The 21,025-nt window shown below is 62.9% G+C and carries 17 protein-coding genes; 1 reads left to right on the top strand and 16 read right to left on the bottom strand.

From position 1 onward, the window contains the following. Positions 1–5: 5 nt before the first annotated feature. The 13 genes from QTI33_RS09800 to QTI33_RS09740 form a co-directional block, all read right to left on the bottom strand. Entirely contained in the window at positions 6–971 is a 966-nt protein-coding gene (locus tag QTI33_RS09800; protein WP_286505608.1) for a PDR/VanB family oxidoreductase, read from the bottom strand. Next, positions 968–3,376, bottom strand: coding sequence for an efflux RND transporter permease subunit (locus QTI33_RS09795; protein ID WP_286505607.1), 2,409 nt, complete (start codon positions 3,374–3,376; stop codon positions 968–970). Before QTI33_RS09795 ends, QTI33_RS09800 begins: the two co-directional genes overlap by 4 nt. After that, the gene (locus tag QTI33_RS09790) at positions 3,373–4,416 is read right to left on the bottom strand and encodes a WD40/YVTN/BNR-like repeat-containing protein (RefSeq protein WP_286505604.1); all 1,044 of its coding nucleotides are present in this window, start codon (positions 4,414–4,416) and stop codon (positions 3,373–3,375) included. Before QTI33_RS09790 ends, QTI33_RS09795 begins: the two co-directional genes overlap by 4 nt. Further along, positions 4,416–5,771: a DUF1329 domain-containing protein gene (locus tag QTI33_RS09785; protein ID WP_286505603.1), complete on the bottom strand. Its 1,356-nt coding sequence runs from the start codon at positions 5,769–5,771 to the stop codon at positions 4,416–4,418. Before QTI33_RS09785 ends, QTI33_RS09790 begins: the two co-directional genes overlap by 1 nt. A gap of 11 nt (positions 5,772–5,782) precedes the next feature. Further along, the gene (locus QTI33_RS09780) at positions 5,783–7,432 is read right to left on the bottom strand and encodes a DUF1302 domain-containing protein (RefSeq protein WP_286505601.1); all 1,650 of its coding nucleotides are present in this window, start codon (positions 7,430–7,432) and stop codon (positions 5,783–5,785) included. A gap of 82 nt (positions 7,433–7,514) precedes the next feature. Beyond that, entirely contained in the window at positions 7,515–8,645 is a 1,131-nt protein-coding gene (gene hppD / locus QTI33_RS09775) for a 4-hydroxyphenylpyruvate dioxygenase (RefSeq protein WP_444814823.1), read from the bottom strand. After that, positions 8,599–10,005: an FAD-binding oxidoreductase gene (locus tag QTI33_RS09770; protein ID WP_286505599.1), complete on the bottom strand. Its 1,407-nt coding sequence runs from the start codon at positions 10,003–10,005 to the stop codon at positions 8,599–8,601. The genes hppD and QTI33_RS09770 overlap by 47 nt, the downstream gene beginning before the upstream one ends. A gap of 30 nt (positions 10,006–10,035) precedes the next feature. Beyond that, positions 10,036–11,127, bottom strand: a complete 1,092-nt coding sequence (locus QTI33_RS09765) for a Rieske 2Fe-2S domain-containing protein (protein WP_286505598.1) — start codon at positions 11,125–11,127, stop codon at positions 10,036–10,038. A 29-nt stretch (positions 11,128–11,156) separates the two neighbouring features. Further along, entirely contained in the window at positions 11,157–12,038 is an 882-nt protein-coding gene (locus tag QTI33_RS09760; protein WP_286505597.1) for a VOC family protein, read from the bottom strand. 23 nt (positions 12,039–12,061) lie between these two features. Further along, a complete protein-coding gene (locus QTI33_RS09755) occupies positions 12,062–12,901 on the bottom strand; it encodes an SMP-30/gluconolactonase/LRE family protein (protein WP_286505596.1) in 840 nt (279 codons plus the stop codon). A gap of 4 nt (positions 12,902–12,905) precedes the next feature. Further along, positions 12,906–14,504: a bifunctional 3-(3-hydroxy-phenyl)propionate/3-hydroxycinnamic acid hydroxylase MhpA gene (mhpA, locus tag QTI33_RS09750; protein WP_286505595.1), complete on the bottom strand. Its 1,599-nt coding sequence runs from the start codon at positions 14,502–14,504 to the stop codon at positions 12,906–12,908. 26 nt (positions 14,505–14,530) lie between these two features. Further along, a complete protein-coding gene (gene kce / locus QTI33_RS09745) occupies positions 14,531–15,460 on the bottom strand; it encodes a 3,5-dioxohexanoate:acetyl-CoA acetone transferase (protein WP_286505594.1) in 930 nt (309 codons plus the stop codon). A 23-nt stretch (positions 15,461–15,483) separates the two neighbouring features. Next, the gene (locus QTI33_RS09740) at positions 15,484–16,353 is read right to left on the bottom strand and encodes a fumarylacetoacetate hydrolase family protein (RefSeq protein WP_286505592.1); all 870 of its coding nucleotides are present in this window, start codon (positions 16,351–16,353) and stop codon (positions 15,484–15,486) included. 288 nt (positions 16,354–16,641) lie between these two features. Between QTI33_RS09740 and QTI33_RS09735 the strand changes: the two genes are divergently transcribed. Beyond that, entirely contained in the window at positions 16,642–17,301 is a 660-nt protein-coding gene (locus QTI33_RS09735) for a TetR/AcrR family transcriptional regulator (protein WP_286505591.1), read from the top strand. Positions 17,302–17,883: 582 nt separating this feature from the next. Here QTI33_RS09735 and QTI33_RS09730 read toward each other — a convergent pair. The 3 genes from QTI33_RS09730 to QTI33_RS09720 are packed head-to-tail and all read right to left on the bottom strand — an operon-like array spanning position 17,884 to position 21,022. Then, positions 17,884–18,831, bottom strand: coding sequence for a LysR family transcriptional regulator (locus tag QTI33_RS09730; protein ID WP_286505589.1), 948 nt, complete (start codon positions 18,829–18,831; stop codon positions 17,884–17,886). 29 nt (positions 18,832–18,860) lie between these two features. Next, positions 18,861–20,438, bottom strand: a complete 1,578-nt coding sequence (locus QTI33_RS09725) for a GMC oxidoreductase (protein ID WP_286505588.1) — start codon at positions 20,436–20,438, stop codon at positions 18,861–18,863. Continuing rightward, a complete protein-coding gene (locus QTI33_RS09720) occupies positions 20,432–21,022 on the bottom strand; it encodes a gluconate 2-dehydrogenase subunit 3 family protein (RefSeq protein WP_286505587.1) in 591 nt (196 codons plus the stop codon). The genes QTI33_RS09725 and QTI33_RS09720 overlap by 7 nt, the downstream gene beginning before the upstream one ends. Positions 21,023–21,025 lie beyond the last annotated feature (3 nt).

Below are 21,025 nucleotides of genomic sequence, written 5' to 3'. Positions count from 1 at the left end.
ATTGGTTAGAGATCGAGCACGAGCCGCGCGCTGCTCGCACGCGAGCAGCACACCAGCATCTGGTCGTTCCGGGCTTGCTCTTCGGGGGTGAGGTACATGTCCCGATGGTCGGGCTCGCCTTCGAGCACGCGGGTCAGGCAAGTACCACATACCCCCTGCTCGCAGGAAGTCGGAACCTCGACCCCGGCGGCGCTCAGCGCCTGGACGATGCTCTGTTCTTTCTTCACCGGGATCACTCGTCCGGAACTTGCGAGTTGCACCTCGAAGTTCTGATCAGCGTCCGACGACACCGCTGCGGCAGCGAAGAACTCGTAGTGCAACTGTTCCTCCGCCCAGCCGCTACTCCGTGCGGCATCGAGCACAGCATTCATGAAGCCCAGAGGTCCACAGACATAGAGGTGGGTGCCCAGCACGGGAGTGGCCAGCAGACTCGCGAGATCCAGCCTTTGGGAGGGGTCTGCGTCGTCATGGTGGAAGCAGACCTGACTGGCGAAGCTTGACGCGCTGATTCGATCAACGAAGGCGGTCCGCTCCCTTGACCGCGTGCAATAGTGCATCGTGAACGCCGCCCCAGTCGCCGCCAAGCGCTCGGCCATACAAAGGATCGGTGTCACGCCGATCCCACCAGCAAGCAGCAAGCTCCGCTGCGCAGCCTTGGCGAGCGAGAAATGATTCTTCGGAGAGCTGACCGTCAGCACGTCGCCTTCGCTAACGGAATCGTGCATCGTGCTCGATCCGCCCCTCGAAGCGGCATCGCGCAGTACACCGATCAAATAGCGGTGTGATTCAGCCGGGTCGTTGCACAAAGAATATTGGCGGACCGGTCCCCCCGGAACATGGACGTCGATATGCGAGCCCGCCGCAAACGCGGGCAACCGTTCTCCCTCCATCGCCACCAGCTCGAACGAAGCGATGTCCACGGCTTCGACGGACTTTCGAGCCACTTTCACGAGATGCGTGTCCCCGGTCATTGCGCAACTCCCATGGCTCCGCTTCCCAATACCATCGCCGACTCGGTGTGTGCGGGCGCAGGTGTGCGCGAAGGTTTCAACAAGAAATGCGCCAATGCCGGCAGGAGAATGAGCGCGCCTGCCATGTTGCCGATGAACATGAAGGCCAACAGCAATCCCATGTCGGCTTGGAACTTGATGGGAGAAAGCACCCAGGTAAGCACTCCGATCGCCAGCGTGACTCCAGTCAGCAGCACCACCTTGCCCGTGAACAGCAACGCGCGGTAGTAGGCTTCAGAAAGGCTCGCACCTGCGCGCATCTGCGCCAGGACGATGCTCATCACATACAGAGCGTAGTCCACACCAATGCCCACGCCGAGCGCGATCACGGGGAGCGTGGCGACCTTGACCCCGATGCCCAGAACAACCATCAACGCCTCGCAGAGAATCGATGTCAACACCAGGGGAAGCATGGCGCACAGCACCGCGCGCCATGAGCGGAAGGTGATGAGACACAGCAGAGTCACCGCGGCATAAACCCACAGCAGCATTTCACGATTGGCTTGGTGGACCACGATGTTCGTCGCGGCCTCGATGCCGGCGCTGCCGGCGGCGAGCAGGAACTGCGCCTCGGGCGTGCTGTGCTCCTTCGCGAACGAATCGGCCAGCGCCACCACGCTGGCGAGCGTGTCGGCCCGGTGGTCCTTGAGATAGACAAGGACCGGCAGCAACGAACAACTTTCGTTGTACAACCCGCGAGGCGCACCAGCAGTGACGCTATTGAGCATCTGCTGATTGGCGATGAGGTCGTACCACTTGGCGCTCCCCTCGTTGAGCCCCGTGAGCATGCGGCGGTTCAGGAGTGCCAGTGAACTGGTCGAATCTACACCAGGCAGTCCAGACAGGGCCCACTCCAGAGCGTCCACCCGCATCAAAGTGTCGTACTGCGCGCATTGGCCTGGCGGCGTCTTGACCATGACGGCGAAGAGGTCGCTGTTGGCGCCATAGTGCGCGGCGATGAAGGCATTGTCCCGGTTGTAACGGCTGTCCGCTCGCAGCTCGGGCGCACCGGGGTCGAGGTCGCCGACCCGGAGATCCAGGCTGACGACGAAGCCCGCCACGCCCAGCGCCAGCGCGCCCGCGATCGCACCGAGCGCCCAGCGGCGGCGCGTGAACAGGTCTAGAAAGCGCCACAGCGGATGCCGCTCGGCCCCTGCTTCGTCGCGCTGTTCGTCCCGCAGGCTGCGCGCTGCGGCAGTAGGACTGACGCCGATGTAGCTGAGAAGGATCGGCAGCAGGATCAGGTTGGTGAAGATAAGGACAGCGACACCGATGCTTGCGATCATCGCCAGGTCCTGGATCACCTCGATGCGGATGACTGCCAGGACGCCGAAGCCAACCGCGTCGCATAGTAGCGCCGTCAGCCCGGCGAGGAACAGGCGGCGAAAGGTCAGCCGGGCGGCGACCAGCTTATCCATTCCGCGCCCGATGTCCTGCATGATGCCGTTCATCTTCTGCGCGCCGTGGCTCATGCCGATGGCAAACACCAGAAAGGGCACCAGCACCGAGTAGGCGTCGAGCTGCTTGCCCAATACTGTCAGCAGGCCGAGTTGCCACACCACCGCCACCAGCGAGCACGACACCACCAACAGTGTGCTGCGCGCGCAGCGCGTGAACAGGTACAGCGCGACCGTCGTGAGCACAATGGCCACCGCGAAGAACAGCAAAATGCTCTTCAGCCCGGCCATGAGGTCGCCCACAACCTTGGCGAAACCGGTGATGTGGATCGTGACGCCGCGCGCCTCGTATTTGGCGCGCAGTGCTTCCAGCTGTTGCGAAAGTGCGCTGTAGTCGATCCCCTCCCCGCGGCGCGCGCCGTCCGGCAGCAACGGCACATGGATGATGCTCGACCTGCCATCCAACGCCACGAGTTGCCCGATCTCGCCCGAGCGCGCGACATTGGTTCGAAGTTCCGCGAGCTTCGCGTCCTTGCCGTCATAGCCGTCGGGGATGACCGGGCCTCCATCGAGCCCGTCTTCCGTGACGGCGACCCAGCGCACGTTGGGCGTCCAGAGCGACTTCATGAACGGCCGGTCGACGCCGGGCAGCAGGAAGACCTCGTCGCTCAACTGGCGCAGCGTGTCGAGGTAGGGCGCGTCGTAGATCTCCCCGGCAGGATTGGCGACGGCGATGCGTAGCGCATTGCCCAAGCCGGTCAGCTCGTCCTTGTTAGTCAGGTAGTTCGCGATGAACGGATGCCGGGTCGGAATCATCTTCTCGAAGCTGGCATTCAGCTTCAGCGAGAGAGCCTGCCAAGCGAGGACCAGCGTGATGACGGTGAATAGCCCCAGGGCCCAGGCGCGGTAGTTGAAAATCGCGCGCTCGGCCAGTGATCCGCCACGGGGATCGAAATCAACGTTGCTCATGGGGCCCTGCTCTTTTCCAGTCGAACCGGGCCATAGGCGCCGGCAGCCACGAACGTGCCGTCGGCAGCGGCGACCAGCGAAGACATGAGCGGCACCGGTGGCAGCCCCAGTGGCGTCGCTGCCGATGCGCCTGGCGCGGCGGCAAAGACCATGCCGGCTTGGTTGGCCAACAGCACCCCACCGTCCGCCCGCGTCGCGAGCGCGTTGACCGTCAGGGGCGCCGGCAACGCCAGTGGCTGGAAGCTTGCGCCGCCGTCAGCGGAGCGAAATGCCTGCCCCCGCAAGCCTGCAACGATGACGCTGTTGTCGGACGAGGCGTGGACGGCGAAGAAGCTACCGTTGTAGGGCATCGCCACCGATGTGAAGCGCGCGCCCCCGTCCGAGGAACGTTGCACCAATCCCTGCTCTCCGACAACCACCACGACGTCGCCGAAGCCGCTGATCGCGTTCAGGTGCAACCCCTTCGGGTTATCAAAGCGGTCGAGGATAGGGGTCCAACTTGTGCCGCCGTCGTCCGTCCTGAGCGCCAGACCGTAGGCCCCGACGACGAAGACTTCCTTCTCAGACTTCACATACAGGTCGAGCAAAGGCTTGTCCGGTCCGTCGAGCACGAGCTGCTGCAGTTGCTTCTCGGCAGCCGCACTGCGATGCGGACCAGGGCGCTTTAACAGATCGATAATTTCGCGGCCATCGAGCTGGCGAGTCCAATGTCCGCCCCCGTCACGGCTGTGCAGCACGACACCCCCATGGCCCAAGGCCCAGCCGCTTTGCGCATCGGCGAAACGCACTGCCGTCAGCGTGACGCTCACGGGCACCGGCACCTGCCGCCATGCGCGGCCGTCATCGTCCGACAACAGCACGACGCCGCGTTCACCCACCGCCACCAGCCTGGACCCCGCGCGAGCGACGCCCAGTGTCAGCGCATGCTGTGCGCGAGCCGTCTGCAGCGCAGGCCGGTCTATTGGCGACGCCATCGGCGGACTGGCGTGCGCGGCGCCGCACAGCAACGCCAGTAGAGCCGGATACAAACCTGGCTTCATCACCGCACGCCTTCCCCAGCGAGCGCATCAGGGGTGAAGGTGCTGTCTTTGTAGCGGGGTACGAGTTGGTATTGGATCGGCGCCTCGGTCATGAGGCCTTGCACGAACCATGAACCCGAAAGGAGGTCGTAGTAGCCGAAGGTGTTCGATGCCACGCCGGGCATGTCGGGTGCTGCGAACGGCAACTGGAAGATCGTCTTCCACAACTGCCCCTTGGCGTCCCAGCGGTCGGCCAGTACGGCGTACCACGAGTCTTCGTCGACGTAATAGAGGCTTTTGGGCGTCACGTGGCGCTGACCGGCTCGCACGGCGGCCTCCACCAGCCAAACACGGTGCAGCTCCCAGCGCAGCTTCTCGGGGTTCATGTGGTTCTTGCCCAAAACCTCGTCGTCGCTCGCCGCCGTCTGGACCGCGTTGGTGTTGTAGGGAATCAGAATCTCCTTCTTGCCGAGGATCTTGAAGTCCGTACGATCGAGGCGTCCGATGAAGACGAAGGTCTCGTCGAAATTCATCAAGCCGGCGGTGGGTGGCGAAGGCGTGTCGCAACAGGCGTTTGGCAGTTTGCGCACTCGCCGTTGGCCCGGCAGGTAGACCCATACCTGCGTCTTGTCGCCATCCACGTTCTCGCGCCCGGCAATGGCCTCTCCGGCGCGCAGAGGCGGCCCGCTCGTCAGAATGCGCAACGTCCAGTAGTCGTTCTGCTTCTCGAACTCTGCCGGCGAGCCTTGAAAGTAGTACGGCATCTGTTCGTCAGTGACGGACTCTCCGATCAGCACACGCTGGCCCGCAGCCGTGGTCTGGTACGCACGGACCCCGGTCTTGATGGCACCCCCGCGCCAGCGCAGAAGGTGATTGCTCATCACTTCTGCACCGCTCTGGGGAATCGGGAAAGGGATCCCGCCAAAAGCTCCTACCGGCTTGTCCGCTTCGATCTTCGCGGTGGTCGCGTTCTTGAAGGTGTTGTCGTATACCCATTGCGGCGCGGCTGCGGTACGCCGTGTCGGATAGACCTCAAGCTTGTAGGTATCCGGAAACTTTTTGAGCAGCGCCTTCGTGCCATCGGTCAGCTTGTCGGCGTACTGCTCCATGTTCTTCGCCGTGACCGTATAAAGCGGCTTGTCGGCGGCGAACGGGTCGGGCCGCTTGGCGCCCGACTTGTAGTTTGCGTAGGGAATGGGCGCCCCGGTCCACGCGGGGATCGAGCCGTCCTTGTTGCCTGCCCGTTCTGCCCCGAGAGGGGTCAGCTCGCTTTTGAGCTTGGCCGCTTCTTCGTTCGATACTGCGGCCTGAGCAGGGCCCCAAGCCAGGGCGCACACGAGGCTGGCCAGGAGGATTGACGGTCGGTAGATCTTCATGCTTGTCTCCATCAGAAAGTGCGACGCAACGAGAAAGCGACAAAGTCGCGGTCTTTAAGGGACTGTTGGTATGTGTATGCCGTGGCGGTCGGGTTCAGGACCGGGGCCGCGGTGCCAAAGTAGTGGGTGTAGGAAAGCGTGAAGCGCCAGACGTCGAGGTAGCTGCCGTTCAGACCGATACTTAAGTCACCGCCGCCTGCAGCCGGAAAGTTCCCAGGCCCTAGCGCGCGGGAGCGGGAGCTTGAAGGCGCATAGCCAACGCCGACCGGAACTCCGAGGTCTAACCCCGGCAGCACTTGCCGATAGGTTGGCTCAAGGGTCATCCGAAACGCCACCGCGTCGCGGGTCGAATTGGTGTCGACAGCCGCCGCGTTCTTTGTGACGGAAAGGACGCGATTCCAGGCAATCTCCGCCAGGAGACTGGCCTCATTCCACAAGGGAGTGCGCTCGAGCGTCGCCAGCGTATTCAGGTTGAAATGTGCCGTCCTGCCGACTGCGTATCCCGGGTTGTTGCTGTTGTTGGTGGGTGGAAATCCCAGTGCGCTGAGGTCTGCTGCCTGTGCACTTGCCAAGTCCTGATTGTTGCGGATGGAGCCTTCAGCCGCGAAGTTGAAATTGCCAAACGACCGGGATGCACTGACGCCAAATGCGGTGATGCCTTCGTGATAGACCAGTCGGTAGCTCGCGGGCAGAGGAGCATTGATGATCGGGTTAAAGGCGATGTTGCTCACGAGCTGGGGCGTCTTCTCGTGGAACCGCACCGCGTAGAAGCCCAGATCGGTCTCGTCGAGACGCCATTTCAGCTGGATACCGCCCTGGCCGCTATTCTTGGCGTCCCTGTCCTCAAGGCGCGGCGCGCTGCCAAGCGGACCCAGCAGCAGTCTCTCGCCCCCGTCTTGCAGAGCGTCCGACTGCGAGAAGTAGCTTCCCACGGCGGGAAGGCGGTTGGGTTTGAACTGGAACTGGTAATACGCGCCCACCGATACGTTCGAGTTGATCTGTACCTGGCCCGATGCCTGCGGCACCGGCATGATGGCCTCCTTGAACTGGGTACCCGGAACGGAAAGCAGCTTGATCACGTCCACCGGCGCCTGCGCCGCAGCGATGCCATTTACGCCATAGAACAGCGTTTCTCCATACAGTTGAGAGTGCTGCCCCACGCGAACACTGGCGGTGCTCTGCCCAAGATCGAACTTGCCAAACACAAATGCATCGAGCACCTCCGCCTTGCGGCCGTGCAGGTTGCGCGTTGCTTCCGTGAACTCGTTGTAGGGCACCGAAACCTGGTTGGGAAACGCGCCTCCTTGGAAACCGGGGTTGTCATTGGAGCGGTTGTAGACACTGTCATACCAGGCAGCGCCGCTCAGGCGGGCCCCATAGCCATCGCGATGGACCAAGTCGAATTCGGAGAACAAGTCGAATCGGTTCGAGATGAGTCCCTTGTTGAAATTGCGATCGCCGTCGTCGTTGTTGGCTGCGGTCGGGGCGATGAGCGCCGGGTTCGCGTCCTTGAGTCGGAACGCGTTCGAATACTTCAGAGTGTTGTCCCATCGGGCGGTGAGATCGGGGTTCCCGAGGTCTATCGACATCGCACTGGCCTGTGCGCAAGCGAGGCTGGCGGCGTAAGCCAACGCGTGGCGCATGCGAGCGTTGCTCTTCATCTGTCTCCTCATCGAAGTCTCCTTTGTTGGATTCGTGTTTTCTCTCTGCTGCTGCCGACGTAACGTGTCGGCGCAATTCACATCACTTCGCTGCGGCGTTCGCGTTCAGCACGCCGCGACGAATCTGGTCCTGCTCCAACGACTGGAAGAGCGCCAGGAAATTCCCCCCTCCGAAGCCTTCGTCGCCCTTGCGCTGGATGACTTCGAAGAACACGGGGCCGAGCACTGTCTCTGAGAAAATCTGCAGCAGGAGCCGCTTGTTTCCGTCGCTCGAGTTGCTTCCATCGAGCAGGATGCCGCGCGCCTGCAGCGCAGCGAGGTCCTCGCCGTGGCCGGGAACCCGCTTCTCGATGCCGTCGTAATAGATGTCGTTGGGTGCGGGCATCGTCTGGAATCCGGCCAACTGCATGGCGTCCAGCGTGGTGAGGATGTCGTCTGTCAGCAGCGCAATGTGCTGGATGCCCTCGCCGTTGAACTTCATCAGGAACTCTTCGATCTGACCAGACCCCTTGGCCGATTCCTCGTTCAGCGGGATGCGAATCAGATTGTCCGGTGCCGTCATCGCTTTGGATGCAAGTCCGGTGTACTCTCCCGCGATGTCGAAATAGCGGATCTCTCGGAAGTTGAACAAGTGTTCGTAGAAGCGTGCCCAGTACGCCATGCGCCCGCGATAGACGTTGTGCGTCAGGTGATCGATCAGCTTCAGGCCGTGTCCCCTCGGATGGCGGTCAACACCTTCGATGAACTCGAAATCGATGTCGTAAATCGACTTGCCGGGTTCGAATCGATCGATCAGATACAGTGGGGCGCCCCCGATCCCCTTGATGGCGGGCAGGCGCAACTCCATCGGGCCAGTGGGCAGTTCGACGGGCTGTGCTCCAAGTTCGAGCGCCCTCGCATACGCCTTGTGCGCGTCCTTGACGCGGAACGCCATGCCGCAGGCCGAGGGCCCGTGCTCTGCCGCGAAGTAGGCATGGATGCTGTTCGGCTCGTTGTTCACGATGAAGTTGATCTCGCCCTGCCGGTACAGCACCACGTTCTTCGAGCGATGCACCGCGACTTTGGTGAAACCCATCGTCTCGAACAAGGGCTCGAGCATGTTGGGGATGGGCGATGCGAATTCGACAAACTCGAACCCCATCAGACCCATCGGATTGGTAGACGATTCAGACACTGTGAGCTCCTGGAAAAGATTCGAAGACCCGCCCTGCATTGAGGATGCCGGCTGGGTCGAGTGCGTGTTTGAGGCGGCCCATCAAGGCGATCTGCGCCTCATCGCGGCTGTGGTGGAGGAAAGGCCGCTTGACGACGCCGATGCCGTGCTCCGCGGAGATGCTTCCGCCGGCTCGGCCCACGGCGGCGTAGATGAGCTCCTCGATCTCGAGCATTTGGGCGTCATCGCGGCACGGGCCCGATAGCAAGTGCAGGTTGCAATCGCCCAGATGGCCGAAGCACAAGTGCTGCAGGTCGGGGTAGCGGGTTTCTAGGTCCGCGATCGCCGCCTCGACAAAGCCGCCCATGTGCGACAGCGGTACGCTCACGTCGAAGGCAACATGCGGCTTGAACTTGCTCAGCAGCTCCCCTATCGCTTCGCGAATCTCCCACAGGGACTGGGCCTGGTCGAGAGATTGCGCGATCACCGCATCGTCGACGGTTCCGTCTTCGATACAGGCTTCGAGTAGCGACTCGACTCCTACAGCCGAGGTGGGTTCATCAGCGCCCAAGGTCTCAATGAGCGCATAGACCGGATAGCGGCCGGTCAGTGGCGGTGTCGCACCTACGGCGTCAAGCGCGGCTTGGAAGTAGTTGTCCCACATCAGTTCGAAGGACGACAGACCAGGCAGTCGTTGTCGCGCACGTTGCAACAACCGGGTCGCCGCATCGAACGACGGCAGCGCGCACAGGACGGTTTGGCTCGATAGCGCCAGTGGCACCAGAGCGAGCGACAGGCGCGTGATGACGCCCAGGGTTCCCTCCGAGCCGATGAATAGGTGCTTGAGATCGAATCCCGCGTTGTTCTTGACCACACGGTCGAGCATCGTTAACAGCGTGCCATCCGGCAGAGCCACCTCGAGGCCGAGCACCTGTTCACGCATCATCCCGAAGCGCACCACACGATTGCCGCCCGCGTTCGTTGCTGCATTCCCTCCGAGCTGGCAGCTGCCGCGTGCACCGAGGTCGAGCGGAAACGACCAGCCGAAGGCCATCACATGCTCATGGAGTTGCTGCAGCGTCACGCCCGCCTGCACAACAATCGTGCCGCCGACCTCGTCTATCGGCTCGATCCGGGTCAGCTTGCTCAGCGACAGCACGACCTCCCCGGCCTGAGGATTGGCGCCTCCTGCGAGGCCCGTGAGACCGCCCGAGACCACAACGCGCTGACCGTGCCGCTCGCACAACCGCAGCGCCAGTGAAACGCCTTCGGGCGAGGAAGGCTGCAGCAAGGCCGACGGGGCCGCGGCGGCGATGCCGCTCCAGTCCGCCAGCGCCCGGCCATGCAGCTCGTCGCCGCAGAGCACAGCGGCGTCGCCGAGGCCCAGGCGCAATTCGCCCAGCAAGGAGTCGAGGTTCATCGTGGTGAGAGGTGTCTTGTTTTATTGCAATCAGGGAACGGCCCTGATCGGAATCGTCGATGCAACCGTCGCCTCAGTTTTTGCAGCAGCGGCCGCCACGGCGTTCTCCTTCTCGATCAGCCGTTGCAGCACCCGCCGGCAGCGCATCGCACCGGCATCGATCGGCAGCAGCACTGGCTTGGCGGCCATCAGGTCCGTCGTTCCCATGTACCGCTGCTGGGCCTCCACCATCGGCTTGTCCTCGTTGGTGAAGACCCCCGCCAGCATCTGCGCGGCCATGTCATTGAGCGGACCGTTGGCGACGTCGAAGTCGCGGCTGTTGAGGAAGAAGTAGTGCGTGGAGGTTTCGCTCTCCGGGGTCATCAGGTGGAGGTTGGTGGTGTTCACTCCCTCGTCGCGGGGACGGCCCGCGGTGGTGGCGCCATTCTCCAAACGCATGTATCCCGGTGCGTGCCACATCACCTCGGTCCACTGATCGGCGAGCGCGTCGGCGTCGGGAAGGTAGGCAGCGAAGCCGGGGAAGGCCTTCGAGTTTGGCGACCACCAACAAATCTGGACATCGTCGCCTTTGTCCGCGAAGGTGGCCTTCACCTTTGACAGTTCATTGGCCCCGAGCGTCGTCGGATGCAGGAAGTCGACGTGGCTCAAGTCCATGATGTTGTCGGAGAGCAGCTGATAGTTGCTCCTGGCCAGCGTGTAGCCCTTGCTCATTTGCGTGGGCACCAGGTCGTCGGCGAATGAGAAGTCAGGGATGCGACTCGGATCGGCCAATGCAGGATCACCCATCCAGACCCAGGCGATGCGATGCCGTTCGACCAGCGGATACGCCTTGACCTTCGCGGCAGCCGGAATTGCGCCGTCTTGATGGGGGTTGTGCACGCACTTGCCGCTCGCGTCGTAGCGCAAGCCGTGATAGGCGCAGGCCACGCTATCGCCGCAGTGGGTGCCCATGTGCAGCGGCGCGAAGCGATGCGAGCAGCGGTCGCTGATGGCTTTCAGCTCGCCTTGGGTGTTGCGGAAGAAGAGCACCGGCTCCTCGAGCAGGGTCCGGTGAAAAAGGGCCTCAGGGGCGATTTCGTCCGCCCAGGCGCCGACATACCAGGAGTTGCGCAGATAAGCCATGATGTCTCCAGAACTGTTTTAGAAGTGCGTCAGCTGCCTGGCGCGACCAGCCACCGATGCCCCCAGACGCTGAACCGATCGAGCTGACGCGGCTTCCATTGCTCGTCAAGTTCGATGGTTCCCGTGCCAATCTCCCATGCGAAGCCGGAAGGGGTGGCGGCATAAAACGAGAAAGCGTGTTCCGGGTGCGAGCCGAGTTCCTGCAGGATCGGAACGCCGGCATTGCGGGCGCGGTCGAACGCCTGACCAACCTCCTCGACGCTGTTGACCTCCACCTGAAAGTGCGCAGTGCGCTTGGGCAGCGTCACGCCGTGCAGGAAGCCGAAGGAGTGATGCCGCCGGTTGAGCGACATGAACGCGACGGTGGGCTCGACGCCCATTACGGCCTGCTTTGCGACGTCGGAGAGGCGTGCGCCGAGCACACGTTCGTAGAACCCTTGCGTGCGGCCCAGGTCCGCGCTGGGAAGGATGATGTGTCCGACGCCGAGTTCGTCCGCCTCGAACCCGCCCGGCACGAGCGGAGATGCGAACTCAGCATCTGCTACTTTCTGACCGTAAGCCAGTTCCAGTGGCGATCCGTCCGGGTCGACGAAGCGCACGAATCGCTGCACCTGACGTTCTCGCGCTTCGGCATCGCTCCCCTCTTCCGTGATCACGCCCTCAGCGGCCAGCCGCTGCAATGCGGCGTCGAAGCCGGCCTGCGTCTGCGAAACGAAACCGACGCCGCAGATGTCGTCAAGCGCGCCTTCCACGAGCTGGACCCGACTCGCATAGCGGTCCATGCGGAAGCCGGTAGTTGCACCACCGGTGGCGCCTGGCACCAAGCCCATCACGTCGGTCAACAGCGTTCGCCAAGCCTCGAGATTCGAAACTTCAAAGCGAAGATAGCCGAGGGCGTATTCGGTGGTCATGACTCTGTTTCCATTCGTTGTGTTCAAGGCAATCCAGCACCGCCAGCAGATGGTCGCGCCTGCACAATTCGGCCGACCGGGACGCTCGCGGAGCTGGCAAAGTCGTTTTCGGCCACGGCGAGGAAGAGCGTCTTGCGGTCGTCTCCACCGAAGACGCAGGCCACAGCCAGTTCTTTGTCGAACACGAGGCGGTTCCGCTCAACACCGTCTTTGCCGATGCACATGAAGGTGCGATCGAACAGGATGGCGACCCATAGAGCGCCTTCCGCGTCGAGGCACAGGCCATCAGGCCCATTGGGCAACTTGGCGTGAACGCGACGGTTCTTCAGTTCACCGTCTTCGCTTAGGTCGAAGGCGCTGATACGGTTCGCGAACGATTCGTTGATATAGAGCGTGCGACCGTCCGGAGTGATTGCCAGACCGTTGGCGAACATGATCTCGTTCGCCGCGATGCGCGGTTCACTGCCAGGCGTCCAGGAAAACAACCGACCGGACTTCGGCGTTTCTCCAGCTTCCATCACGAACCCCGTGTCCCCGACCCAGACACGCCCGCAAGCGTCGACGACCATGTCATTGAGTTGGCCGGTCGCGAGTGACGAAAGGTCCACGGCAAGTTCAAGGTCGCCGGAAGGCAGGACCCACCAGAGCTTGCGATCGACCGCGCCGGCGACGATCAGTCGGCCATCGGGAAAGAAAGCCAGGCCTGATGGCCGACCGGGTACCTGGGCCACCGTAAACGGCGCACTCCCCGGCACGACTTTGACGACCCGAAAGTTGTAGCAATCCGACAGATACAGTGCGCCGGCATGCCAGCGCGGGGATTCCGGCCAGGTGAAGCCGTCTGCAAAGAGGCTTGCTTGCATGGTGTCAGGCCTCGACGCGGACAGCACTCGGCGCGGCGAGCTGCGCGAACAACTGGTCGACGATGCGCGGGAGGTCGGCAACACGGCCCGCTCCAAACACATAGAAGTCCGGCCGTACGACCATCACCTCGCATTGGTGAAGTTCGAAGAAGGCGCGGTACTTTCCGTCAATATCAACGGCATCAACGCCCGAACCATCCTTCTCGCCGAGGTGGACAAACCGCGTCCCGAGGACCTCCAGCCGAGCGGTCTGTTCCTGCGACAGGTACTTCTCCGGCCGACCGCTGACCGACACCACCATCCAGCCGTCCTGATAGAACAGGTCTTCCAATAGCGCCCCTTCGCTCCCCTTGGCGACCTTGGCATTGAGCGCTAGGCGGCCGATCAGGGCAGGAGCGCGATCAGCGCTCTGGAGATCGAGCACGCCCTGCTTCAGATATGGAAACTCCGGCATCGGTGGCTTGAAGCCTGAGCGGAACAGCGCATCGCGTTCGGCGGCCTTCTGCTCGTCGAGCACGCAACTCACTTGGCCGCTCGCGATCGAAATCATCGTCCAGTCCTGCGTGTGGGGGTAGCGTTCGACCTGGTAGGTGTCCAGCAGCAAGTCAGCGGCAAGGCCCCCGACGACTGCATCGAGCCTCCAAGCGAGGTTGAGCGCATCGCGCACGCCGGAGCACATGCCCTGGCCCATGAAGGGCGGCTGCGTATGCGCAGCGTCACCTGCCAGCATCACCCGGCCTACGCGCCATTGCTTGGCCATGAGCGCGCTGAACTGGTAAAGGATGTGCCGCAGGATCTCGACATCGTCAGGTCCGACCCCTTCGTCTGCCAGCAGCGTCCAGGCGGTTTCGGGCTTGAGCATCTGCTCGGCAGTCTCGCCGGGGCGCAGCGACCACTCCCAACGGTGATGGTGCTTGCCCAGTGGAAGCGAAACGCGCGGCCGCTTGGGGTCGCAGATGTGGCCACAGTAGGTCTGCAGGTTCAGGGGACGCTTGACGCGGCAGTCCACGTCGAGCCACGTCTCCTTAAAGCCAAGGTCGTCGCATTCGATGCCAAGCGTTCGGCGCACAAAGCTGTTCGCCCCATCGGCACCCACGAGGTAGCTTGCCCGCAGCGACTGCGTCTCGCCTTTCTTGGCAGGCAGCGCAATGCCGGGAGACGCCTTCAACGACAGCTCCACGCCTTCGGCATCCTGAGCGAACGCCACTGCCTCCCAACCTTGGAGAAAGCGCACCTTGGGATGCGTCTTGATGGCGTCGGCGACTGCGCTCTCCAGCACCGGCTGGAACTGCATGTAGTCGGAGTGATAGCCGGAAACGGTTTCAGCGTCGGGTTTAAACTCGATCAGCAACTCGCCGTGTTGGTTCCGGTACGCGTACTCGGTGACCTTCACCGCGATCTCTGCGACAGGCGCCCAGGTCCCTAGCGATTGGAGGATGCGCACGATTTCGTGATCGACGTGTCCCGCGCGCGGATCGCCATAGAAGTTGGGATGCTTCTCGACGATGACGACCGAGCGTCCGCGGCGGGCCAAAGCCGCTGCGAGCGTCAGGCCCGTCGGGCCCATCCCGATCACGGCTACATCGTAAGTTTGCGTTGTCATTGGGTTGTCTCTGAGAAAAATGAGGGTTACAGCCGGACAGTCGCCTTGCCTTTGAGGTTCAGGATCTGTCGCGCTTCCGTGGGAGTGGCGATCTCCATGCCCAGCCGTTCGAGGACCTCACGGATCAAGGTCACTTGCTCGGCATTCGATTTGGCGAGTTGGCCGCGGCCGATGTTCAAGGAGTCCTCCAGGCCGACCCGCACATTGCCGCCCATCAACGCCGCCTGCGTCACCAACGGCATCTGGTGGCGGCCGGCACCAAGCACGCTCCATTGGTAGTTGTCGGCGCCGAGCAGCTTGTCCGCGATGTGCTTCATGTGCGTGAGGTTCTCGGGGTCCGGGCCGATGCCGCCCAGGATGCCGAGTACGAACTGAACGAAGGGATTCTTGACGTAGCCGCGGTCGACGAAGTGCTTGAGCGTGTAGATGTGACCCACGTCGTAGCACTCGAACTCGAAACGCGTACCGTGCGGCTTGGCCAAGCGTTCAAAGAGCTGTTCGATGTCGCCGAACGTATTGCGGAAGATCGCGTTGCGGCTCGCCTCGAGGTATCCAGGCTCCCAGTCAAACTTCCACTCCTTGATCTTTTCGACGACGGGGAAGAAGCCGAAGTTGAGCGAGCCGACGTTGCACGACGCCATCTCCGGAGAGACGTCGAGTGCGGCGGCCAGCCGTTCGTCCAGGCTCATCGTGTGAGCGCCCCCCGTGGTGATGTTTACGACCGCATCGGTCTCGGCGTGGATATGCGTCAGGAACTGGCGGTAGATCGCCGGGTCCGGCGTGGGTCGGCCGTCTTGGGGATTGCGCGCATGCAGGTGCAGTACCGCGGCCCCCGCCTGCGCCGCGGCGATGGCTTCGGTCGCAATCTGTTCGGGCGTGATCGGCAGGTAGGGCGACATCGTCGGGGTGTGAATGGACCCCGTGACGGCGCAGGTGATGATGACTTTTCGTGCCATGGCGAGTTCTCCTTGGCCGGTGTTCAGGTCGGCTCGGCGACGATGCGGTTTTCGATGAACCCGAGCTGATCGATCTCCGCGCGCACGACGTCGCCCACCTTCAGCCAGACAGGAGGCTTCATGGCGATGGCGACGCCGGACGGCGTGCCGGTGGCGATCAGGTCGCCGGGTTCCAGCGTGAACGCAGCGGACAAGTGCTCGATCTGCTGGAACGCGTTGGCGACCATGCTGCCGGTGGTGTCCTGCTGGCGCACTTCGCCGTTGACGATGAGGCGCATGGGCAGTGCGTGCGGGTCGGCGATTTCGTCGTCGGTGACCAGCCAGGGGCCGATGGGGCCCGTGGTGTTGAATGACTTGCCTATCGTCATGGTTGGCGAGCGAAGCTGCCAATCGCGCACTGTGAAGTCGTTTGTCACCATGTACCCGGCGATGACAGACCGCGCGTCTTCGGCTTTGACGTGGCGGCATCGCTTGCCGATCACGACGCACAACTCGACCTCGTAGTCGAGCTGTTCCGAAACGAACGGTATATGCACCGGATCGAAGGGTCCGTTGATGCAACTCACCTGCTTGTTGAACCACACCTGGGCCTCCGGCATCTTGAAGCCGAGATCGATCGATTCCTTGACGTGCTTCGCGTAGTTCATGCCGATCGCCAAGAACTTTGACGGGTTCGGCACTGGCGCCAGCAGGCGCACATCGGCAAGCGGAACCGTCACAGCGGTTTCAGAGGCCACCGCGCGAGCCCGATCCATCAACGCCGCCCCCCCTTGCAACAGCTCGAGCATGGTTGCAGGCAGTTGCCGATCCGACGAAGGGAGATCGATTACTTGCGCGCCGACAAGTTTGCCGATCGACACGCGGCCGCGATATGCGTAGCTGACAAGTTTCATGCGGCCTCCGCGCTCGAAGCGGCCACTTGGCCTTGGGACGACTCGCGACGCGCGCATAGCGCAGTCAGGGGAAGGGTCTTTGGGGAATGTGTGTTCACGGACTGGTTCCTGGGAGGCATGCCGTGACTCTATCGTGCATGTTTGCACAAACGCATTCTGGTTTATACCTACTCGTCAACTTTAGACGATTTCGTCATTATTGCGGTTGCGCGACAGGACGTGTGTTCCTGTTCGATATGCGACATCCAAGTGCAAAATGCACGAGGCGATCAACACTACGGGAATGACATGGAAAGATTGGAGGAGGTTCTTGAACCTAAGCGCCGCTCGCGCGCTCGCGGCGCGCTGACTCAGGCGACGAAACGGCTGCTGTCCAAGGGGTCGGCGATGGGCTTCACCATCGACGACGTCGTCCGCGAGGCGGATGTTGCTCGGGGAACGTTCTATAACCACTTCAACAGCCTTGAGGAACTCATCGACACGACGAAGGCTGCGGTTCAGGCAGATCTGCAGGAGAAGATCCTGGAAGCCGCTCTTGGCAGTCCCGATGCGCCGACGACCATCGCTCGCGGCGTGGCCACCACCATCCTGTATGGCTACCGCGATGTCTCCAACGCGCGCGTGCTCATCGACGTGCGGCCCGGGTTCGCAGATCCTGGTTCACCGCGCAACGCTATGCTGGTGCGAAGCCTCAACGAGGGTATCTCCGCAGGCCAGTTCAAAGTTCCGAGCCTTGACGCCGCTGTCGCTGCGGTGCTTGGCATTTGCGATGTCGGTACCACACGAATGATGGAAATTCATCATGAATACAGCGCCGTTCGGGAGTTGGCAAACGGCTTGTGCGTGCTGGTGCTTCGCTCGCTAGGAGCAGACGCGCGGCGGGTAGAGCGGATTGCCAAGGAAGCAGTGGACGAGTGCTTCGACAAGCCACTTGGCCGCCAGAAATAGTCAAACAAAAGCAAGAAGCGGGGCCTGGACCCAGGCGCCTGCAACGGACATCGACCGCGGGCCCTTTCGGCCGCTTCGGATACGAGCCCGAAAGCCCGCCGCATTCGACAGATCCTTGCGCTCGTAACGGCCGCCCTACCCTTCTACGCTGCGAGACCGATTCCTCATGGAATCAACAACTTACGCGCGCCATTGTCAAAGTTAGGCCCCAAATTTGATGGAATTCGGGCCTAACTTTGAACGAACTCTGAGTTCCTCCAAAGTTGTCGCACTTTCAAACCTAAGAAAATCAACAACTTGCGGGCGCCGTTTTCAGATTTACACCGGTCGAGTTTTCAAAGTTGTGCAGGCGCCGGTGAAGCGAGCACCCAAGGGCCGCCTCAAGGCTCCATTGACGTCCCCCTGCGGCTGAAGCGTTGCCGACCGATGGCACTCAACTGTTCTGGACAAAAGGCGTTCTTCCGTGTCAGAACTCGCAAAGTGACGCAGGCGGGCGTGTCTGTCGATTGGCTGCCGCGGCAAATAGCGCCCGCCACGCACTCCGCCGCGTGAGCAGCAGTAGGTCGCCCATCGGGTGACCTTCTAAGGCTTTGACTCCTTGTGGCTGCGCTCGAATCGGATTTGGCGCACCTGCTGTTCGCCCGTTTCCAGATGCGCTAGTAGCAACATGGCTGCCGGCGACAGATTCCTATCGTCTTGGAAACATAGCGCGAAACCCCGGCGCGCCCAAGGATCTGATAAAGGCAGTATTTTGATACCGAGACTGCCCGCCACCGGCTCCGCCACTTCGCGTGGAACCACGGCAATGCCCAGGTTGGCGCGAACGCATCGCATCGACGCATCGAAGGTGCTGACCACGGCACGGTAGTTGATCGGCTTGCCGATGATGGCGGCGGCGCGCGCCAGCACGGTATGCACCGCTCTGGATGCGGGTAACCCGACGTGATCGAATTCCATCGTCTGCTCGAAGGCGCAGCACTCGAGAGCTGCGATCGGATGCGACGGATGGGCAATGATCGCCAGATGGTCCCGTCGGTAAGCGCGCGTCTGAAGACCCTCGAAATCGGCCGCGTCCCAGCACACACCGATCGGCGAAACGCCCTCGCGGACGCCCCGCACCACATCCCGGCCGATCGCTTCCTGGATGTCGATGCGGATGCCGCGGTGCTCCGGCATCTGCAGGAAGCGCGCGATGTCGTCCGGAAGGAACTCGGCGATGGATGACACCGATGCGAGCACCCTCACCTGCCCCTTGATGCCCGTGCGGTACGTTGCCATGTCCCTTGCCACACGATCGGCGCCGACCAGCATGGCCCTCGCATGCTCGAGCAGGATCTCTCCGGCGCCCGTGGGTAGGATGCCGCGCCGGTGGCGCTCAAGGAGCTTGTTGCCCACCGTCTCTTCCAAGAGCAGCAAGCGCTTGCTGATCGCGGACGCGACGATGTTGTGGATCTCGGCCGCACGGGCGATGTTGCGCGAATCGCATACCGTGACGAACAGCCGGAGTGTTGTGAGGTCAAGGTCTCGCATCGCCAGAACCTGCTTCGGCCGGCCTCACATCATTTCCAATCCCCAGCATGGCTCACAAGGTGGGCTGCCGAACGATCCGCTACCGCATACAGGGTAAAAGTCGGGCTGGTACCGCTGCCGCCAGGGAAAAGCCCGCTGCCTCCAAGCACCACGTTGGGCACGTCATGACAGCGGCCATAGCTGTCGCAGACGGAACGAGCGGGATCCTTGCCCATCACGGTGCCGCCGATCAGGTGCCCTCCTGCGAGCGGCCCGTGCCACACCTCGCGCGATCCCGCAGCGCGCACGACGCCCTCGCCTTGCCTGATCAAATGCTCCCACAACTGCCGCGTCCCGTCGGAAACCCGGTAACTGAGTGCGGCCGAAGGCATGCCGTCGCTCGCCACCCTGGAAGAGACCGTCACCCGGTTTTCCACGCTCGGCACCTCGCCTGCGAATCCCGCCATGCTCGCCAGTCCGCCGCTCGCCCGACGCATGAATGCTTCCAGCTTCGCGCCGAACAGATCAGCACGCGTGTTCGCGATGCCGAGCAGATCGTTCGGCTTGATGGAAGGTGCGATTTGCCATTGGTAGGCGCCATACGGCGTATCTTGCTTTGCACCGCCCAATCCACCGCGATGGAGCAGTTGTCCCGCATTCATTCCCATGTACGGGTGGGTGGGCTCATCGAAGATGCCGTAGACGGGCGCGACGGCGTCGGCCGTCAGGTAGGCGCCGACCAGGCCGCTGCTGTTCGCCAGGCCTTTGCGCGAACGGTCGTCGGCCGAATTCAGGAGCAACCTCGGGGTTTGGATCACCGAGGCGGTCAGGATCACCAAGCGCGCGTCGATGCGCCCCGTGGCGCCGTCGGCGCGGTATTCCACCCCGTTCGCGCGCCCCCGCCGATCGCAAGTGATGCGGGTGACGGTCACGCCGGCATGGAATCGCGCCCCGGCCTGTTGCGCCGACTTGAAGTGCGTCACCAAGGGATTGGCCAGCGCGCCCGTCGGGCAGCCCGCTTCGCACCAGCCGTCGTAGACACAGCCGGGCCGGCCTCGGTACTCGCGCGAGTTGATGGCCAGGGGGAGCGGGGAAGTGGCCAGGCCGACGGCCGCGAATCCCTTGCGGAGCAGCTCAGCTTGCCGAAAAAGAGGATGCGGCGGCATGGGATAAGGGTCCCCCGGCGGTCTCCACGGCTCTGCCGCCGCGTCGCCCGCAATGCCCATTTCGGCTTGTATGGCGTCGTAGTGCGGTCGCAGGTCGTCGTAGCCGATAGGCCAGTCCAGGCCCTTGCCGTACAGCGAGGCCGTCCGGAAGTCCTCGCGCCTCAGTCTCAGCCATGTTCCGAAATGATGGATCGCCGCGCCACCGAACCCGCGACCCGTGGCATGGCTCTGGCTGAATGCGGCTTGCCCGGGCGTCTGCTCGACCAGGGGAGAGGACCACTTGAGCCGTCGCGCCCAGATCTGAGAGCTGACCAAATCGCCGAGGGTCCAAGCGGGCCCGCTCTCGAGCACGACGACCCGATGACCCGCCTTCGACATGCGATCGGCGTAGAGGCAACCCGCTGCGCCAGCGCCAATGACGACCACGTCGGCTTCACGTTCGATTGCGGTGCGACCTACCATGGCTTCACCGGCGGAATGTGCGGCATGTAAGGCATGTTCAGGCGCTCGAACCCCTTCATCGTCCCATAGACCACATCGACTGCGTCGCTGCGTACAACGAAGTAGAAGAGCGATGCCGGGATGCCGCTCCAGCCTGATGGAGGCTTTGGTGCGCCCAGCCCCCGCACCAGCGCTTCCGCTTCCGCTGCACCGAGCGACGCAAATGGCCGTCGATGTTGGGCGAGGCTGAGGGCATTCAGCGCGGCAAGCCCTGCCTTGTAGAAGCCCGCGTAGGGCGCCGGCCAGTCCATGTAGCGCAGCATCAGCAGGCTGTCGGCCGCGGCCACACCCAGGTGATGATCCACGAACTGCGAAATGCCGGCCTCGCGCGCGCCCGGCAGCAGCACTTCGCCAAGGGCTTCGAGCGTGGTCACCTCGCTGGCGCTGAGCACCTTGGGCGGCGCCCCCGCGGCGTGCGCCTCGGCTGGGCTGAGCCACGCCAGGGCCCCGCCAGCGTGCACGGCGACCAGACCAAGGCCCGCGTCGCGTAGGAAGTCGCGACGACCTTGGTCGGCGGCGACCATCGGTGGGATGCGAGTCACCATCGC

This window comes from Variovorax davisae (assembly GCF_030316845.1).
GTDB lineage: Bacteria > Pseudomonadota > Gammaproteobacteria > Burkholderiales > Burkholderiaceae_C > Variovorax > Variovorax davisae.
Note: the sequence above shows the minus strand (reverse complement) of the source record. Positions and strands in the feature narration are given on the sequence as shown.

What these genes read in the sequence shown, in the direction of transcription:
- QTI33_RS09800 (WP_286505608.1), bottom strand. Translation starts at nt 971, where the DNA reads ATGACCGGGGACACGCATCTCGTGAAAGTGGCTCGAAAGTCCGTCGAA.
- QTI33_RS09795 (WP_286505607.1), bottom strand. Translation starts at nt 3,376, where the DNA reads ATGAGCAACGTTGATTTCGATCCCCGTGGCGGATCACTGGCCGAGCGC.
- QTI33_RS09790 (WP_286505604.1), bottom strand. Translation starts at nt 4,416, where the DNA reads ATGAAGCCAGGTTTGTATCCGGCTCTACTGGCGTTGCTGTGCGGCGCC.
- QTI33_RS09785 (WP_286505603.1), bottom strand. Translation starts at nt 5,771, where the DNA reads ATGAAGATCTACCGACCGTCAATCCTCCTGGCCAGCCTCGTGTGCGCC.
- QTI33_RS09780 (WP_286505601.1), bottom strand. Translation starts at nt 7,432, where the DNA reads ATGAAGAGCAACGCTCGCATGCGCCACGCGTTGGCTTACGCCGCCAGC.
- hppD (WP_444814823.1), bottom strand. Translation starts at nt 8,645, where the DNA reads ATGCAGGGCGGGTCTTCGAATCTTTTCCAGGAGCTCACAGTGTCTGAA.
- QTI33_RS09770 (WP_286505599.1), bottom strand. Translation starts at nt 10,005, where the DNA reads ATGAACCTCGACTCCTTGCTGGGCGAATTGCGCCTGGGCCTCGGCGAC.
- QTI33_RS09765 (WP_286505598.1), bottom strand. Translation starts at nt 11,127, where the DNA reads ATGGCTTATCTGCGCAACTCCTGGTATGTCGGCGCCTGGGCGGACGAA.
- QTI33_RS09760 (WP_286505597.1), bottom strand. Translation starts at nt 12,038, where the DNA reads ATGACCACCGAATACGCCCTCGGCTATCTTCGCTTTGAAGTTTCGAAT.
- QTI33_RS09755 (WP_286505596.1), bottom strand. Translation starts at nt 12,901, where the DNA reads ATGCAAGCAAGCCTCTTTGCAGACGGCTTCACCTGGCCGGAATCCCCG.
- mhpA (WP_286505595.1), bottom strand. Translation starts at nt 14,504, where the DNA reads ATGACAACGCAAACTTACGATGTAGCCGTGATCGGGATGGGCCCGACG.
- kce (WP_286505594.1), bottom strand. Translation starts at nt 15,460, where the DNA reads ATGGCACGAAAAGTCATCATCACCTGCGCCGTCACGGGGTCCATTCAC.
- QTI33_RS09740 (WP_286505592.1), bottom strand. Translation starts at nt 16,353, where the DNA reads ATGAAACTTGTCAGCTACGCATATCGCGGCCGCGTGTCGATCGGCAAA.
- QTI33_RS09735 (WP_286505591.1), top strand. Translation starts at nt 16,642, where the DNA reads ATGGAAAGATTGGAGGAGGTTCTTGAACCTAAGCGCCGCTCGCGCGCT.
- QTI33_RS09730 (WP_286505589.1), bottom strand. Translation starts at nt 18,831, where the DNA reads ATGCGAGACCTTGACCTCACAACACTCCGGCTGTTCGTCACGGTATGC.
- QTI33_RS09725 (WP_286505588.1), bottom strand. Translation starts at nt 20,438, where the DNA reads ATGGTAGGTCGCACCGCAATCGAACGTGAAGCCGACGTGGTCGTCATT.
- QTI33_RS09720 (WP_286505587.1), bottom strand. Translation starts at nt 21,022, where the DNA reads ATGGTGACTCGCATCCCACCGATGGTCGCCGCCGACCAAGGTCGTCGC.